This is a genomic window from Bacteroidota bacterium (assembly GCA_016718825.1).
In the GTDB taxonomy this organism is placed as follows: domain Bacteria; phylum Bacteroidota; class Bacteroidia; order J057; family JADKCL01; genus JADKCL01.
The window spans coordinates 52,558-67,883 of record JADKCL010000003.1; the positions used below are offsets into that span (position 1 = coordinate 52,558).

A 15,326-nucleotide genomic window follows, 5' to 3' on the forward strand; every position below is an offset into this window, starting at 1 on the left:
TAAAGTTCACAAATTTAACAACCAAGCAATTCACTGAATATCAGCAAATTAAAACTTCGTTAGAATGCAATGAAATTGAACTTGGAATTACTGGATCACGAGGGAGTCATTGACCACAGCCGCAGCACCAAACCATCCGACAGCGCCATTGTCAAAATTTGTGGCGAGGTTGTCGGGAACGGAGGCAAATGGTCCGCCCGAGCCGGTGCCTTGCTGAAAGAGGGTAACGAAAAAATCGTAGGTTTTTGCCGAAACAGCCCGCACCTCGACGACGATCGAATCGCCGAGCCGGTTGGGATACGGAAACAGAAACGGTGACAATTGTCCATCGACAAAGGCATCATCGCTCACCAACAGGTCCGCAATCGAATTGAAAACGGTGTCGTTGCGTGTAAATCGAAATTGATAGAAGTCGCCCCTCCCCGCGGGCTCCTGCGCCAGCAAGCCCACGTAATAGCCCGCACCAAACACCATGGTGTCGTTGTATTCGTAGCCCGTTCCCAACAATGGATTGATGCGCGGCAGGTAATTGGTTGCGGAATACTTCTGTCCTTCGACCGTGACGTCCAAGAAGTAGTTGTGCTCGCGTTGCCCCTGGAAATCTGTGGTTTGGTACCATCCGGGACCTGTTTCAACCAAGGTATCGACATTTCCGAGATCATCGCGCAAGATCAATTGAGCACCTGTCACGTGAGATTCGGCACCATCGCCCAAATAGGGACTCGACCGCGAAACCTTAAAATCGTAGGGGCCCGGCTGATCGGTAATCCATCCTTCGATCACGATTTTGGGATCGGCATCGTTCAGCTGCAGGTCGATCTTCTGTTCGCAAGCGACGAGCATTGCCGCCAACGGCAAAAGCATCAAAATTCGGGATTTGACGAAGTTTTTCATGTCAGAATTTGAAGTTCCAGGTGATCGAGGGTACCCAACGGAAAAGGTAGGTTTTGTAAGCGTTGCGAACGGTGACCTGCTGCCCCGGATTGTTGGGATCGTCTTCTTGCTCCTCCCTGAAATCGATCGAAAATGCATTTCGGCGGCCGTAGGCATTGTAGCAGGTGAAATTCCACGAGCTTTCCAGTCTTCGTTTTTTGTTTTCATCGACTTTGGGCTTGCCGTCAATGGTCACGGACAAATCCATGCGATGGTAATCGGGCAACTGATCGGCGTTGCGGGCACCGTAAAGCGGCACAAAGTTGCTGTCGATGCGGTAGCCACCGACCGGGAATGTGACGGGCCGGCCACTCGAATAAACCCATGTCGCGCCGATGTTCGTGCGCTTGCTGAGTTGGAATCCGGCAACCACGTGGAAGTCATGCAAGCGGTTGCTATTGCTCGGATAAGGGTTTCCGCCGTTGATGCCGGCGATTTGCCGCATGGCCTTGCTCAAGGTGTAGCTCACCCAGCCGGTCAATTGTCCGCGCGTCTTGCGCAGCATGAATTCAGCGCCGTAGGCATATCCGTCGCCTCTTAGAATCTCCGTTTCAATCGTCGGATTCAGGATCAATTCTGCACCATTCTTGAAGTCGATCTGATTGCGCATGTCCTTGTAATAAATCTCCAAGGATCCTTCCAATTGGTTGTCGAGGAAATTTTGGAAGTAGCCCACGGCAACTTGGTCGGCGATCTGCGGCACGATGTGCCGGCTGCTTGGAATCCAAATATCCCAAGGGAAGGAGGCGGTGCTGTTGGACGCCAAATGAAGGTACTGCCGTGTGCGCATGTAGGAGGCCTTGATCGAATTGCTTGCCCCGACCAAATAACGCGCGGAAAAACGCGGCTCCAAACCATGATAAAGCTGCACGATCTCGCCTGAGGAGTACTGAGTGGTGTCCAAACGGGTTTCGTAAGTCGAATCGTAGCTGTATTCCTCGCCAGGACCCAATTGGGCGAATTGCGACCATCGCAAGCCGTAGGAAAGGGACAAGCGGTCGCTCACGGTTTGTTCGTTGCTCGCATAAATCGCCGATTCCAAAGCATAGTCGGGACTTACATTCAGCGGCTCCAGAAAGCTCTCCCCGAGCGGTTCGAAGATACCGGGATTCACCCGGTGAAACGTGGCATCAATTCCGAATTGAAGCTGATTTTTGGGGTTTGCAAACCAAGTGATGTCGTTTTTCAACGCGTAGTCCCTGATTCCTGAACCAAATTCGAATCGGTCTCCTGTAAAGGTCTCTGCTTCGAATCCGTAGAAAAAGTCGCTCATGATCAGCGTGGTATTGCTGAAGAGTTTGTCGCTGAAAAGGTGGTTCCAACGTAGCGATCCGGTTGCATTTCCCCAATCATTGCTGAAAATGTTCCTGAACTTGAAAACGTCCCTGCCGAAATAACCGGATAGGAAAAGCCGGTCCTTGTTGGAAATACGCAGGTTGGCTTTGGCGTTGAAGTCATAGAAATAGAGCTTGGTTGCCTTCAGGTTAGGGTCTTTGGCCAAGTTCAAAAAAATGTCCGCGTAGGTGCGGCGTCCGGAAACCACGAAGGATGCACGGTCCTTGATCAAAGGCCCTTCAATCGTAAGCCGGCTCGAAATCGCTCCGAGTCCGCCGCTTGCATGCCATTCTTTGTTGTTGCCTTCTTTCATATGAAGGTCGAGCACGCTGCTGAGGCGCGTTCCGTACTGCGCAGGGATTCCGCCCTTGTAGAGTTTATATTCGTCGCGCAAGGCATCGGCATTAAACACCGAAAAGAAGCCGAGCAAATGCGAAGCATTGTAGACCGTAGCATTGTCGAGCAATACCAAATTTTGATTGCTTTGACCTCCACGCACATAATAACCCGTGATACCTTCTCCGACGGAAACGACTCCCGGCAGCAATTGGATCGTGCGAATGACATCCACCTCGCCCATAAATGCCGGCAATTTCCGTATCTCTTTCAGGTTCATGGTCTCCACGCTCATATCCGAACCTTGGACATTGTCAGCCGATGCCTTGTCGGTGATTTCCACGGTTTGCACCTCGACGGACTTTTCAAGGAGCTCGAAATTCTGGCTAAGATCCTGATTGAGCTGAATATGAATGGTATCGGGAACGTAGCTCAGGTACCGCACCACGACATCGTATTCGCCTTCCGCCAAGGTCAAGGAGAAAAAGCCGTAAGTGTTGGTATAGGCGCCGGTGCCAGCGCTTGGGACGAGGACCTGCGCGCTTGCAAGGTCTTCGCCGGTACCGCCATCGCGGACGTAGCCGCTCAAAGTGTGTTTGGTCTGCGAAAAAGCTGTCGCACTCAGCAGGAACAACAGCAATACCACAAAAGCTGATTTTCGAAAGAAAAGGATCATCGCGGGCTTCAATCTAACAGTCTCACATCGGGACTCACTTCTCAGACACGCGAAGCAGGCAATTGGTTTGCTTTGGGGAGAAATTTAATTTTGCATTAGCCACTACAACCGGAATGACCGCCCCAAAAGAAGCAGCCATCCTAGTACTCTATATCTACACAAAATTCTTAGTTGTAGCCCTTCATCGCCGTGAAGTACTCTTCCTTGCTCATGCCGATCACAACAATCTGAACAAAGCTCTGTTCGCTGAGGTGGTTGCGCCAATTGGTCACGACGCCACCCAAATTGTAGCTTTTGAAGAAAGGCTCATCGCAGAAGATGTTGAGCTTGAGGGACATCTTTTCGAAATCATCACTTAACAGCCAATACTTCTGCGTGATGTAAAAGTCATCGCGCCCAGTCCGTGAGCGCATCAGATCTGTCAAGGACTCCACGAGCGAATCGCGGTTTACATTCCAGGGAAGGTCATTCACGGCAACTGAAAATTCGCCATCAAAGTTGAATTGCTTGACATCGCCGTACCAGTAAACGCCCGGCATACGATCAAGCTGTGTGACCGCAGTTTGCAGCAAGTCAAGGTCACTGTAGCGGATGCGCGACCAACGAATGGGTTTAAACCCACGCTGAAATTCTGTGAGATCTTTTTCCGTAAAGCGGTAGCTGAAGGCCTCGTCGGTGATATAATTGCAGCGAAGATTGACGCGAAGGGTCTTTTGCAAGTCGCCGTTGCGGTAAAATTTGAGGGCATAATGGTATTCGCAGTAATCCTCGTAGGTCTCTTCGAAGCTCCATTTTTGCTGAATTTGCCTCAAAATCGTAGGATCAGACATGATAAACGTGCCCAACTTTTCCTGAATGGCGACAGGTTGATAATTGGTCAAAGACACGCCAACCATTTCCCAGCGGCCAGTGGAAAGATCAAGATCTTCCAACAATTTCTTGGCTTCAAGGCCCTGAACAGTGCCCCAAAAACAAATCCAAACCAATAGAATTTTCTTCAACATAACGGCAACACGCTTGTATTCAATCAATTTGATAAAAATACGGCTTTTGCCCACGATCCGAATGCGTGCTTATCCACAGAAATGCGGGGTTTTCCACAATAATGAACAGGGGATAGTTAGTAGTTAGAATGTAGCAGTTAGCAGTTTGGGAGAATTGCATTTGCTAACTGCCAACTGCTAACTCCTAACTAAATATCCTCTTCCTCATACTCCACCACAAGTGCGGGTGCGAGGAGGACATTGGCTTCAATGGCCTTCGCGGTCGGCGTTGCTGCGATGCCGCCCATCGCGGTTTCTTTGTAGCGCGATTCCATGCTTTCGCCGACCTCGGCCATGGCATCAATCACTTCATCAACTGGAATGATGCTGCGGTCACCCGCTAAGGCCATTTGGGCCGATGCGAACGCGATCACAGCCCCCGAACCGTTGCGTTTGACGCAAGGAACTTCGACCAATCCGGCGACGGGGTCGCAAATCAGACCCAGCATGTTCATGATGGTGATGGCCACGGCATCAAAGACTTCATCGATCGTGCCGCCGAGGCAGTACACGATGGCGCCTGCGCCCATGGCTGCTGCCGTGCCCGTTTCGGCCTGACATCCGCCGACGGCGCCCGCAATCGATGCACGACGCTCAATCACCAAGGCGATGCCTGCCGCTACGAGCATGCCTTCAAAAATCACCTGATTCGGCAATTGGTGCAATTCCTGCAAGGTCGTTAAAATGCCCGGCATGATGCCCGAGGCGCCCGCCGTGGGTGCTGCAACCACGCGTCCCATGCAGGAATTCACCTCCTTGGCTGCAATTGCATACGCCAACAGCTTCTGGAAATTCTCCCCCAAAACCGAGACCTTGGCAGCCATCACCTTCTTGGCGCCATTGTCGATCATGCCGCTGATGCTGCGCATGTCATGCTCCAATCCTGTCCGCACGGCATCGGTCATCACCGCATGCGCCTGCTCCACACGGGCCCAAATCAAGGTCTCCTCCCCTTCCTTCTCCCGGATTTCATAGTCCATCACCGGACGCCAAAGCGGTTGTCCAGTGGCCTTTACTGCCTCGATCCATTCGGAAAAGCTGTCGAATAATACGTTCATCGTGCAGTGTATATGCGCAATTTGGAGGAATGCTTGACCTCCCGGTCGGCATCCAAAATTCTCAAAACATAGTTGCCACTCGGCAAGAAGGCAAAATCATCCTCCCGCGTAAAATGCATCACATTGTAAAACGGCGCGACTTCTATCACCCGCTTCCAAACGATCCGCCCGCTAGCATCAGCCAATTCGAAGGTCGCAGCATAGGCTTGAGTCCCATTGTCAAATGCGACACTGAAATGATCCGTCGCCGGATTGGGATAAATCGCAATGCTATCGCCCCCCATCCAAATCGAGGAGGCTACGGCTGGCAAATCACTCCCTGTCAGGAGCTTGTAGGCCACGGCAACATCGGGAATCCCATATCCATAAAATGTATCCGGACTTTCATAACGGTCTGCCGATCGGATGATGGCATCGTAAAGGACCATGTTTGGCGTATTGGGGGCACTTTGCAGCAAGCAGGCCCCCATGCCGGCTGCAACGGGGCAACTGAAACTTGTACCATTTCCCTGCGAAAGCGTTCCGCTGCTGCGAATGTAGCTGCAGCCCTCTCCCATCGCCGAAATGTCGGGCTTGATGCGCCCGTCAAAACTCGGTCCCTGCGAACTGAAACCTGCGATCACTTCGCTGCCATTCACTGCCCCCACCGAAATCACACTGTCGCCGTCGGAGGGCGCTAGCATTTTGCCAGCCCCGTCATTGCCAGCACTGTTGAATACCACGATACCCTTGCTTGCCGCCAAATCCGCGGCGATCGTGATGATCGCGGTGTTGCCGTCCAGGTCGTCGTAGGTATAACTGTCAAAATCCAAGGTTCTGTATCCCAGAGAGGTAGAAAACAAATCCGCCCCGATCGAATCCGCAAATTCCATCGCAGCGACCCAATTGTCTTCCTCTTGATGGGTTTCTGAAGCGTCGGATTCCGTATGACAGAGAATGAAGGAGGCCCCGTGGGCCGAGCCCGCAAACCAGAAGGATGAATCGGAACTCGATTCGCCCCATCCTGCCAAAATACTCAGTGTAAATTGCCCGTGGTCGCCTTGGTTGAATACATTTTCCTCGTTGTTGACAAAGTCCCATGTTGCGACGAGGCGGTCACTGTTGATGAGGTGGCTGAGATAGGGGTTTTTGTCGGCATCGCGAAACCCGTTGTCCATCATGGAAATGAGGATTCCGTGGCCGTTGTACCCGTTTTTGTGCAATTTGTCGAGGCCGATCATGGCTGTCTGCGTATGCGAGAACCCCGCCGAATAACCTTCACGGGCGTTGACAGCTGGAACTTCGTCGAGATCCAAAACGACCTTCGGAATGCGCTTGACTGCTTTCACATAGGGCAATGAGGCGACCGAAGCGGCTGTTGCTTCGTCCATCCGTACAGATGTTGCATTCAACCACTTCGAGGGATGCAGCAACGTAGCACCCGCGGCACCCACACCATATATATACTGTCGATTCACCGGGAAGTCGCTGAATTGAACATTCAACCCCTGACGAAGGCGGCGGTCAATCGAGCGTTGCGCCAAAAAATCCGTCGGTTCGAGGCCGGAGACATCGCCCTTGTCGGTGAACATCACCCAATATTTATCCGTTCCACCTTGAGAAAAAGCAGGCAGGAAAAAACCGCAAAAGAGCAAAGTCAACAACCAATTCCACTTTGTTTTCATCGGGACTAAAGTTACGGAAAATTCGAAGAAGCCTCTGACTGTTGCCCGACAGGACGATATTTTCACGAATTTCTCTTGTGCGCTTTGCGTTTAACCCGCTTGGCAGATCGTCGGGTACAGCTGTGACGAAATAGAAAAGATCGTAGAAACTCAAAATCCAAGTGGAATTCGAATCCCTACGACCTTGTGAGTCAGCACATATTAAAGCAATCAGCCGCGCTTGTTTTTTGCCCGGCCATCGACATTGATGCCAGTTCCGTCCAAGACGTACTTGTGCACCAATCCTGCCAAAGCGGCTCCGATGATGGGCGCGAGCCAAAACAGCCATAGCTGCTCGACGGCCCAACCGCCTTCAAAGATCGCAGCAGCCGTACTTCTTGCCGGATTCACCGACGTATTCGTTACCGGAATGCTGATCAAGTGAACCAAAGTGAGGCCGAGACCAATGGCCATGCCAGCAAATCCGCCGGGAGCGGTCGATTGCGTGGCGCCCAAAATGATCATGAGGAACATGAAGGTCATGACAATCTCGGTCACGAGGCAAGCCACCATGCCGTATTGCCCTGGAGAATGGTCGCCGTAACCATTCGAAGCAAACCCATTCGTCGCCCAGCCTTCTTGTCCGCTGGCAATCAAGTACAAAACCGCTGCGCCAGCTATGCCTCCAAATACTTGAGAAACAATGTATCCTGGCAAATCCTTGGCTTCAAACCTCCCACCGAGCCATAGGCCGACCGAAACCGCCGGGTTGAAATGTCCGCCGGAAATATGCCCGACCGCGTAGGCCATTGTGAGGACTGTCAAGCCGAAAGCCAATGAAACGCCGACGAATCCGATTCCCATTCCGCCCGGAAAACCAGCGGCCAGAATTGCACTCCCGCATCCGCCGAGGACGAGCCAAAATGTCCCAATAAACTCTGCAATTAACTTTTTCATTCCTGATTTTGGGGTTAAAGTCTTGATTTTAGTTGAATATCGGATGCAAAATGCAGTCCCGAACGGAAGACAAGCTAGGAAAAATTCCTGCACGCATTCACATATTCAGGAAAAAGTGGAATTCGAGGGTCCAATTGGCGGTTCGGGACGAATTCTTTCAATCATTGAAGGAAAAGGTCTGCCTAGTTTCGGCAACTTTCGTAAATTGCGCGCTCATTTTTTCCGCGCATAAGACATGTTTGAGAATCTTAGTTCCAAGATAGAACGCGCCTTCAAGAAACTGAAGGGCTCCCATAAAATCACCGAACTCAACATCGCTGAGATGATGAAGGAGATCCGCCGTGCCTTGGTGGATGCGGACGTGAACTACAAAGTGGCCAAGGATTTCACCAACGATGTGAAAGACAAGGCATTAGGCCAAGACATTTTGATCTCTGTCTCCCCAAGCCAACTCATGGTCAAGATCGTTCATGACGAGCTGACCTTGTTGATGGGCGGCAAGGGCGAGGAAATCAAGATGAACAGCAAGCCGCCGACCGTGATTTTGATCGCTGGTCTGCAAGGTTCGGGTAAGACGACCTTCACGGGCAAGCTCGCCAAATACCTCAAAGGCAAGGGTCGCAATCCATTGTTGGTCGCTTGCGACGTGTATCGTCCTGCGGCTATCGATCAGTTGACCGTGCTTGCCGAGCAAGTCGGTTCAGACATTTATAAGGAGATCGAGAACAAAGACGCCGTTCAAATCGCCAAGAACGGTATCGAATTCGCCCGCAAAAACGGCAAGGACGTCGTGATCGTGGACACCGCCGGTCGTTTGGCCGTGGACGAAAAGATGATGAACGAGATTGCGGCCGTGAAGGCTGCGATCAGCCCCGACGAAATCCTCTTCGTCGTGGATGCGATGACCGGCCAAGACGCGGTCAATACGGCCAAGACGTTCAACGAGCGCTTGGACTTTGACGGCGTGGTGCTGACGAAATTGGACGGCGACACCCGTGGTGGTGCTGCGATTTCGATCCGGTCTGTGGTGGACAAGCCGATCAAGTTCATTTCGAGCGGCGAAAAAATGGAAGCCCTCGACAGGTTCTATCCTGAGCGTATGGCCTCCAGGATCTTGGGCATGGGCGACGTGGTCACCCTCGTGGAACGTGCGCAAGAGCAATTTGACGAGGAAGAAAGCCTGCGTTTGCAGGCCAAAATGCGCAAGAATCAGTTCGACTTTGACGACTTCTTGAAGCAGCTTGCCACGATCAAAAAGATGGGCAACATGAAGGACCTCCTCGGAATGATCCCCGGCGTGGGCAAAGTGTTGAAAGACACGGAGATTCCGGACGATGCCTTCAAGCACATCGAGGCGATGATCCAATCGATGAACAAGGAAGAGCGCGCCAATCCAGCCCTGATCAGCGGCGGACGTCGCAAGCGCATCGCCGACGGTAGCGGCACCACCGTGCAAGAAGTCAATCAGCTCCTGAAGCAATTTGGCGAGATGAAGAAGATGATGAAGACCATGAACAAACTCAGCGAAAAAGGCATGAGCATGAACAACATGCCCATGATGCGCGGGAAGCGCTGAGGCGGGTGTGACTTCAAAACATATTGGAAACGCGGCTTCGAAAGGGGCCGCGTTTTTCTTTGATTTACAATGAAAAGGAACCCGATCCGTTTCTTAAAAACAGAGAAATAACACTACTTTAGGTTCTCAAAATCAAGATTATGCGCAAAACCTTCATCCTTTGTTGTCTCTTATTCCTTGGCGGAATCGCAGCGGCACAAAATACCGCAACCGACTTCAAATACGCATTGAAGCTCAGCAACCTGAGTTCCCTCACGATTTCAAGAATCCGTGACACGCAAGGGAATAATATTGGAGGGAGCTACTTGCGCTTGTTTCAGCCGATTCCTAGCTTTTCCTACAAGACGAAAAAAGGCAACTTCAATGAAATCGGATTGAACCACCTTGCGCTCAATTCGAGTAGCAGGGCTACACCCCGGGCATCACTTTCCAATTTTGGCTTGTCGGTTTCGCTTTCCAAATATTGGGTATTCCTCAAAAGCAAGGAAACCCAATGGGTTCCCATGCTCGGTGTTGGGCTCACTCCCTCCTATTCCTTCTCGCAACTCGATCCCAACAACAATGTCGCGAGGATCAAAGCCAGACAGCAATTGGGAGTCGAATTGCTCCTTACGCCACGTATTACCTGGTTTTCCAAGAATCGGTTTTTCATGGATTTTGGGCTGCCGATCAGTTTGGCAAGCTTGAACATGACCTCTGCGACTATTCAGCCATTAAACTCCACGACAAGTCGAGACCAAACGAGTTTCAATTTCCGTCTGTTTTCCCCTCGTGTGATGGGGCTCATCGGATTCGGCATCAAACTCTGAAACGCATTCCTGCCAAGACCATGCACCGATTTTGGGATGCTTGAGAAGCAATGATTTCTGTTTCTTTGTTCTCAAGACTTCTCGCCCATGAAAAAAAGCATATTGACCATCCTCATCGCCACCCTGGCAATTTCAATCTCAGCCCAAGCTCCACGTTTTGAATTTCGGCACCTTGTCAAAATAGGCAATGCCACTACTTGGGGACCACGTTCGATTTGGGTGAAAGATGCGCAAGGTATCGAAGTCGGGATTCATGATGCCTTGAAGGTCGATCTTCTACAAATTACGCCTACTTTTGGTTGGCAAACGAAACGTGGTGATCTCTGCGAAGTGGCGATCACCAATTGGGCGTTTCGGTTTCAGGAAACGATCGAAGTAGCAAGTCAGGGGCTTGTTTCGGGATCTGTTCGTATCACTGATTTGGGTGCGAAATTCAGCTACTTCACCCGCTTCTTGAAAAAGCAGGATCACCTTGTGTCGCTTTTGCTAGGTTTCGAGGTGATGCCTCGGTTTGATCGTTACCATTCCCGACCAGCGCTCTCAACGATTTTTCCTGAATTGAAACAGAACCTCTCCTTGGGAGCCAACATTGCGCCGCGGATCGCATTTTATCCAAACTCGAAGTTTTTTGCTGATATCACGGGGAGCGTTACACTTGCCGAATACCATGTTGCAAGCCTTATCTATTCCAGCAATGGTTCCATACCGGCACCCGGCCTTCATAACGACTGGCTGGGAATTTTGGAAGGAAATTTTGGACTTACTGCATCGGCGGGCATCAAGTTTTGATTATTTATTCAGGAATTAGCTGATAATCAAGCCAATGTCAAAGACAGATCTTCCTGAACAGATTGGGTTCAGGTTTTTCCTCGGGATCAAACTCTAAAACGCATTCCTGCCAAGACCATGCACCGATTTTGGGATGCTTGATTTGCAGAAATCGAACGTATTTTGATAAAAGGGCATTCGGTAATTCAATTTCATAGATGATTTTCATGGAAAGCGTCGCATTCTCAAGAAGTGCGGCGCTTTTCCATTGAATCCGACCGATTCCTTAAAACCCTTCAAAAATCCCCAAACCAAACAGGCTGAAGTCGTATTTGATTGGATCCATGGGATCAAACTTTCGAAGGGAATCCGTCAGTTCAAGTGCTGCCTTCCAGTCGTTTTGGGTTCGGGTGAGCAAGCCGAGTTTCCTGCCGACATTGCCGGTATGGACATCGAGCGGACAAATCAATTGATCCGGACGCATGTTGTTCCAAATACCGAAGTCCACGCCCGCACCGTCCTTGCGCACCATCCACCGCAGGTACATGTTGAGCCTTTTGGCACTTGAACCGGATGATGGATCGGCAATATGTTTGGCGGTGCGTTCTGTGAATCCTTTGGTGGCCAACATTGCGTTCCGGTAGCGAACGATTCCCTGCGCAGTATCCAACTGATTTGCATCGAGTTGCATCACATTTTCCAAACCACCTTCTTCCGAATAAATTCGTCGCAATCCCAATACCATACTTTGCAAATCGGGTCCTTGAAAAGTGCGGTAGACGAATTTTTCAAGTGCCTTCAGCTCTTTGGTCTTCGCCTGCATGACGAATTCAAATGGCGTATCGTCCAGCATTTCCATCATTTTCCCCGCCGCACGCACGATCAGATCACGGCGTCCCCAAGATATCGTTGCAGCAAGCAATCCTGCAATTTCGATGTCTTCCTTGCGGGAATAGCGATGTGGAATGCAAACGGGATCCGCCGAAATGAAATCCGGACGGTTGAATTGATGGAGCTTTTCCTCGAGAAGCGATTTGATTTCCAAATCGATCATTGCCTATTGCCCCGCCTTTCTAAATGGCGAATTTTTCTGATGGGACTGAATGGCTTTGAAAGAAAGAATCAGCGCCGCCAACAGCACCACAAATGAGAAGATTCCGAAAGCAGCACCGTCAAACATCAGGAAGAAGTCATAGAGACCATGCGCGAGCACTGCAAGGAAAAGCCCCAAGGCCATCAAGCCAACACGTTTTCCGCCGCTGGCATTGAATTTTGCCAAACCGACGAAATACCCCATCAGGTGTGCAAAAACAGCATGGGCCGGCACGGCGGTAAACATTCGGAGAATGCCAACACCGAGTCCGCCACCTTGTACATACAAGACATTCTCGATCGCGGCAAATCCCATCGATATTGCAAGTGCATACATGATACCATCGTACGGCTCATTGAAAGCCTTTCTTGGATAAGCATACAGCCTCAATACCAAGAACTTAAATCCTTCTTCCGAAAATGCGACAACAACAAAAGCCAGCAAGACAGTGGGAAGAAAAGGATTGTTCTCCTCCTGAATGTTGAAGGCCTTTTGCATCCCGAGTTCGGCGAACACCACCGGCAAAGCGATGACGATCCCGAAAACGAAACACAAAATCAGAATCCCCAAAGGCTCCCGCTCGAAGCGATCGAGCATAAAAACCATCGTGAAAATGATGATGACCGGGGCGAGTGCAATCGAACCAAGCAGGAGCCAATCCATGTCTTAGCCGATGGCCTGTTGAAGGTCTTCAATCAGGTCTTCGACGTTTTCAATGCCGACCGAGAGGCGAATGAGCGAGTCCTTGAGACCAGCCTTTTCCCGTTCTTCCTTCGGAATGCTTGCATGGGTCATCGTGGCTGGGTGTCCACAAAGGGATTCGACACCGCCGAGGCTTTCGGCCAAGGAAAACAATGAAAACGAGGACAATACGCGCTTTGCTTCGTCGATATCATCGCCTTTCAGTGTAAAAGAGATCATTCCTCCGAAGTCCCGCATTTGCTTCTTGGCGACCTCGTGACCCGGATGGGAGGCCAAACCCGGATAGTACACACGCTCGACTTTGGGATGCGCTTCGAGCCACGCAGCAACCGCGCGCCCGTTTTCGCAATGCTGACGCATGCGCAGGTGCAAGGTTTTTACGCCGCGCAGCACCAAAAAGCAGTCCATCGGTCCGGGAACAGCCCCGCAGGCATTTTGAATGAAAGCCAAACGGGCATGCAGATCGGCATCGTTCACCACCAAGCACCCCATGACCACGTCAGAGTGACCGCCCAGGTATTTGGTGATCGAGTGCAAGACGATGTCCGCGCCCAAATCCAGCGGATTTTGCAGATAAGGCGAGGCAAATGTATTGTCTACGACGGTCAACGCACCGCATTCCTTGGCGATCGCGGTCATGGCGGCGATGTCCACGATGTTCATCGTCGGATTGGTGGGCGTCTCGACCCAAAGCATCTTTGTTTTCGGGGTAATTGCAGCCTTGACAGCAGCGATGTCTGCCATGTTCACGAAGGTGAATTTGATGCCGAGCGGCTGGAAAATCTTGGTGAAAAGGCGGTAGCTGCCGCCGTAAAGGTCATTGGTGGAGACGACTTCGTCACCTGGTTGCAGCAATTTGATCGCAGCATCCTCGGCAGCCATTCCCGAGGAAAAACAAAGCCCGAATTGGCCATTTTCCAATGCAGCCAAAGCCTTCTGAAGGGCTGTGCGCGTCGGATTGTGGGTGCGGGAATACTCGTAACCCTTGTGGTCGCCCGGGGCGGCTTGCACGTAAGTGCTTGTCTGATAGATCGGCGTCATGATCGCGCCAGTCGTTGGATCGGGTTCGACACCCGCATGAACAGCCTTTGTCCCAAATTTCATATTTCTTCGCTCCTGAATTTTTCCTGTAACTTTATCCAAAATCCGGGGTAAAATACGAAATCATCTCTAATCCTAAAGGAATTCATCAATGGCGAAGCTCAACTCCACAGAACAAAAACTCCTCAAAGAAATCGAAGAATGGAAAGAAACCGGTCCCGGATTTCTGAATAGTGCCACCCATGTGGTCACAAAGCCGCTTTTGTGGGCTGCAGGAAAGCTGATTCCTGAAGACATCCAAGACAAACTGGGCGGTGTCGGTGAAAAGATTGCTGAAAAACTTCAAGATGCTTCCCAATGGACCGTGCGGGAAGAGGAGGTTTTGAAGGCGACCAAGGAATTCGAAATTGACAGCGCGACCATTCTGGAGCTTCAGAATGCATCGGTTTTTGACCTGAACCACGTCGCCGAAGAGTTTGTCAAGTTCAATACAAGGCTTGCCGCAGCAGAAGGTTTCGGTACAGGCCTGCTCGGCTGGGCGGGTTTGCTCGCGGATTTGCCTGCCTTGTTTGTGCTGAACTTCCGAATGTTGTACCAAATTTCGTTGAGCTTCGGTTACAAAGTTGAACCCTCCTCCGATGAAGGCGAAGAACCATTTGAGGTCGGCTATATGCTACGGATTTTCAAGATTGCCACGGCTGCAAGTACCGAAGCCAAAGAAGCCGCGATTGCCGAATTGAAGGAATTTGAGGAGGATCATCCCGATGGGATTTCCCGGATTGGATCCGACTTTACACGCAAGCAGCTTGGCAAGACGGCCGCGATCAATGTTTCGCGGATCATCATCAACCAAATTGTCAAGGAAACTTTGGCACGCAAGGCGATCACCTCGATTCCCGGCATCGGGGCGATTTTGACGGCGGGATTCAACTACTATTATGTGCAGGACGTTGGCCGCACCGCGATCATGATCTACCAAGAGCGCTTTTTGCTGGACAAAAAGGGCCGGAAGAAGATCGTGACGATTGATGTGGAGTGAGGGGTGGACAGTGCCCCTCCTCTTGTGTGATCAAGTGAATTTCAAATTTCGTCGAATCGGACTATTTTTGAGTATGAGAACCAAATTGCAAAACGAGTTTGATTACTTTGTTGCCCACCAAGACGAACTTGTCAAGCTCTATCGTGGGAAACAAATCGTGATCAAGGGAGCCCAAGTGATAGGTGCCTACGATACACTTTACGATGCCTATCACGAAACCGCCAAGACACACAAGCCGGGAACCTTTGCGATCCAGTTGTGCGAGGAAGGCGAAGAATGCTATACGGCTACGATTTTGCGTGCTGTCTTTTGATCAT

The 15,326-nt window shown here is 50.9% G+C and carries 14 protein-coding genes; 5 read left to right on the forward strand and 9 right to left on the reverse strand.

Annotated elements, in window-relative coordinates; genetic code table 11:
* Nucleotides 1-87: 87 nt before the first annotated feature.
* The 6 genes from IPN95_03945 to aqpZ all read right to left on the reverse strand — a co-directional run bounded on the left by IPN95_03945 (nt 88) and on the right by aqpZ (nt 7,981).
* Complete coding sequence (locus IPN95_03945) at nt 88-894, reverse strand: DUF4249 domain-containing protein (protein ID MBK9448557.1); 807 nt, start codon at nt 892-894, stop codon at nt 88-90.
* Nucleotide 895: 1 nt separating this feature from the next.
* The gene (locus tag IPN95_03950; protein MBK9448558.1) at nt 896-3,280 is read right to left on the reverse strand and encodes a TonB-dependent receptor; all 2,385 of its coding nucleotides are present in this window, start codon (nt 3,278-3,280) and stop codon (nt 896-898) included.
* Nucleotides 3,281-3,447: 167 nt separating this feature from the next.
* Complete coding sequence (locus tag IPN95_03955; GenBank protein ID MBK9448559.1) at nt 3,448-4,284, reverse strand: hypothetical protein; 837 nt, start codon at nt 4,282-4,284, stop codon at nt 3,448-3,450.
* Between the two features lie 188 nt (nt 4,285-4,472).
* Nucleotides 4,473-5,381: an L-serine ammonia-lyase, iron-sulfur-dependent, subunit alpha gene (gene sdaAA, locus IPN95_03960; GenBank protein MBK9448560.1), complete on the reverse strand. Its 909-nt coding sequence runs from the start codon at nt 5,379-5,381 to the stop codon at nt 4,473-4,475.
* Nucleotides 5,378-7,045, reverse strand: coding sequence for a S8 family peptidase (locus tag IPN95_03965; protein ID MBK9448561.1), 1,668 nt, complete (start codon nt 7,043-7,045; stop codon nt 5,378-5,380). Before IPN95_03965 ends, sdaAA begins: the two co-directional genes overlap by 4 nt.
* A 210-nt stretch (nt 7,046-7,255) precedes the next feature.
* Nucleotides 7,256-7,981 (reverse strand): aquaporin Z, encoded by a 726-nt coding sequence (gene aqpZ, locus IPN95_03970; GenBank protein MBK9448562.1) that lies wholly within the window; start codon nt 7,979-7,981, stop codon nt 7,256-7,258.
* A 235-nt stretch (nt 7,982-8,216) separates the two neighbouring features.
* On the opposite strand from aqpZ, the gene ffh reads away from it, so the two are divergent.
* The 3 genes from ffh (at nt 8,217) to IPN95_03985 (ending at nt 11,155) form a co-directional block, all read left to right on the forward strand.
* Nucleotides 8,217-9,557 carry a signal recognition particle protein gene (ffh, locus tag IPN95_03975; protein MBK9448563.1) on the forward strand — a complete coding sequence of 447 codons (1,341 nt, stop codon included), beginning with the start codon at nt 8,217-8,219 and terminating at the stop codon, nt 9,555-9,557.
* A gap of 140 nt (nt 9,558-9,697) precedes the next feature.
* A complete protein-coding gene (locus IPN95_03980; protein MBK9448564.1) occupies nt 9,698-10,366 on the forward strand; it encodes a hypothetical protein in 669 nt (222 codons plus the stop codon).
* An 87-nt stretch (nt 10,367-10,453) separates the two neighbouring features.
* The gene (locus tag IPN95_03985) at nt 10,454-11,155 is read left to right on the forward strand and encodes a hypothetical protein (protein ID MBK9448565.1); all 702 of its coding nucleotides are present in this window, start codon (nt 10,454-10,456) and stop codon (nt 11,153-11,155) included.
* Between the two features lie 265 nt (nt 11,156-11,420).
* On the opposite strand, the gene IPN95_03990 is transcribed toward IPN95_03985, so the two are convergent.
* From IPN95_03990 to IPN95_04000, 3 genes are read right to left on the reverse strand one after another with little or no spacing between them, the layout of a single operon-like run.
* Complete coding sequence (locus IPN95_03990; protein ID MBK9448566.1) at nt 11,421-12,188, reverse strand: TIGR02757 family protein; 768 nt, start codon at nt 12,186-12,188, stop codon at nt 11,421-11,423.
* Between the two features lie 3 nt (nt 12,189-12,191).
* On the reverse strand, nt 12,192-12,890 hold the full coding sequence (locus IPN95_03995; protein MBK9448567.1) for a PrsW family intramembrane metalloprotease: 699 nt from the start codon (nt 12,888-12,890) through the stop codon (nt 12,192-12,194).
* Nucleotides 12,891-12,893: 3 nt separating this feature from the next.
* A complete protein-coding gene (locus tag IPN95_04000) occupies nt 12,894-14,033 on the reverse strand; it encodes a cystathionine gamma-synthase (protein ID MBK9448568.1) in 1,140 nt (379 codons plus the stop codon).
* Nucleotides 14,034-14,121: 88 nt separating this feature from the next.
* On the opposite strand from IPN95_04000, the gene IPN95_04005 reads away from it, so the two are divergent.
* Nucleotides 14,122-15,009 carry an EcsC family protein gene (locus tag IPN95_04005; GenBank protein ID MBK9448569.1) on the forward strand — a complete coding sequence of 296 codons (888 nt, stop codon included), beginning with the start codon at nt 14,122-14,124 and terminating at the stop codon, nt 15,007-15,009.
* A 73-nt stretch (nt 15,010-15,082) separates the two neighbouring features.
* Nucleotides 15,083-15,322 carry a hypothetical protein gene (locus tag IPN95_04010; GenBank protein MBK9448570.1) on the forward strand — a complete coding sequence of 80 codons (240 nt, stop codon included), beginning with the start codon at nt 15,083-15,085 and terminating at the stop codon, nt 15,320-15,322.
* Nucleotides 15,323-15,326: the final 4 nt, after the last annotated feature.

Coding starts and splice junctions, on each gene's coding strand:
- IPN95_03945 (MBK9448557.1), bottom strand. CDS start 894: ATGAAAAACTTCGTCAAATCCCGAATTTTGATGCTTTTGCCGTTGGCG.
- IPN95_03950 (MBK9448558.1), bottom strand. CDS start 3,280: ATGATCCTTTTCTTTCGAAAATCAGCTTTTGTGGTATTGCTGTTGTTC.
- IPN95_03955 (MBK9448559.1), bottom strand. CDS start 4,284: ATGTTGAAGAAAATTCTATTGGTTTGGATTTGTTTTTGGGGCACTGTT.
- sdaAA (MBK9448560.1), bottom strand. CDS start 5,381: ATGAACGTATTATTCGACAGCTTTTCCGAATGGATCGAGGCAGTAAAG.
- IPN95_03965 (MBK9448561.1), bottom strand. CDS start 7,045: ATGAAAACAAAGTGGAATTGGTTGTTGACTTTGCTCTTTTGCGGTTTT.
- aqpZ (MBK9448562.1), bottom strand. CDS start 7,981: ATGAAAAAGTTAATTGCAGAGTTTATTGGGACATTTTGGCTCGTCCTC.
- ffh (MBK9448563.1), top strand. CDS start 8,217: ATGTTTGAGAATCTTAGTTCCAAGATAGAACGCGCCTTCAAGAAACTG.
- IPN95_03980 (MBK9448564.1), top strand. CDS start 9,698: ATGCGCAAAACCTTCATCCTTTGTTGTCTCTTATTCCTTGGCGGAATC.
- IPN95_03985 (MBK9448565.1), top strand. CDS start 10,454: ATGAAAAAAAGCATATTGACCATCCTCATCGCCACCCTGGCAATTTCA.
- IPN95_03990 (MBK9448566.1), bottom strand. CDS start 12,188: ATGATCGATTTGGAAATCAAATCGCTTCTCGAGGAAAAGCTCCATCAA.
- IPN95_03995 (MBK9448567.1), bottom strand. CDS start 12,890: ATGGATTGGCTCCTGCTTGGTTCGATTGCACTCGCCCCGGTCATCATC.
- IPN95_04000 (MBK9448568.1), bottom strand. CDS start 14,033: ATGAAATTTGGGACAAAGGCTGTTCATGCGGGTGTCGAACCCGATCCA.
- IPN95_04005 (MBK9448569.1), top strand. CDS start 14,122: ATGGCGAAGCTCAACTCCACAGAACAAAAACTCCTCAAAGAAATCGAA.
- IPN95_04010 (MBK9448570.1), top strand. CDS start 15,083: ATGAGAACCAAATTGCAAAACGAGTTTGATTACTTTGTTGCCCACCAA.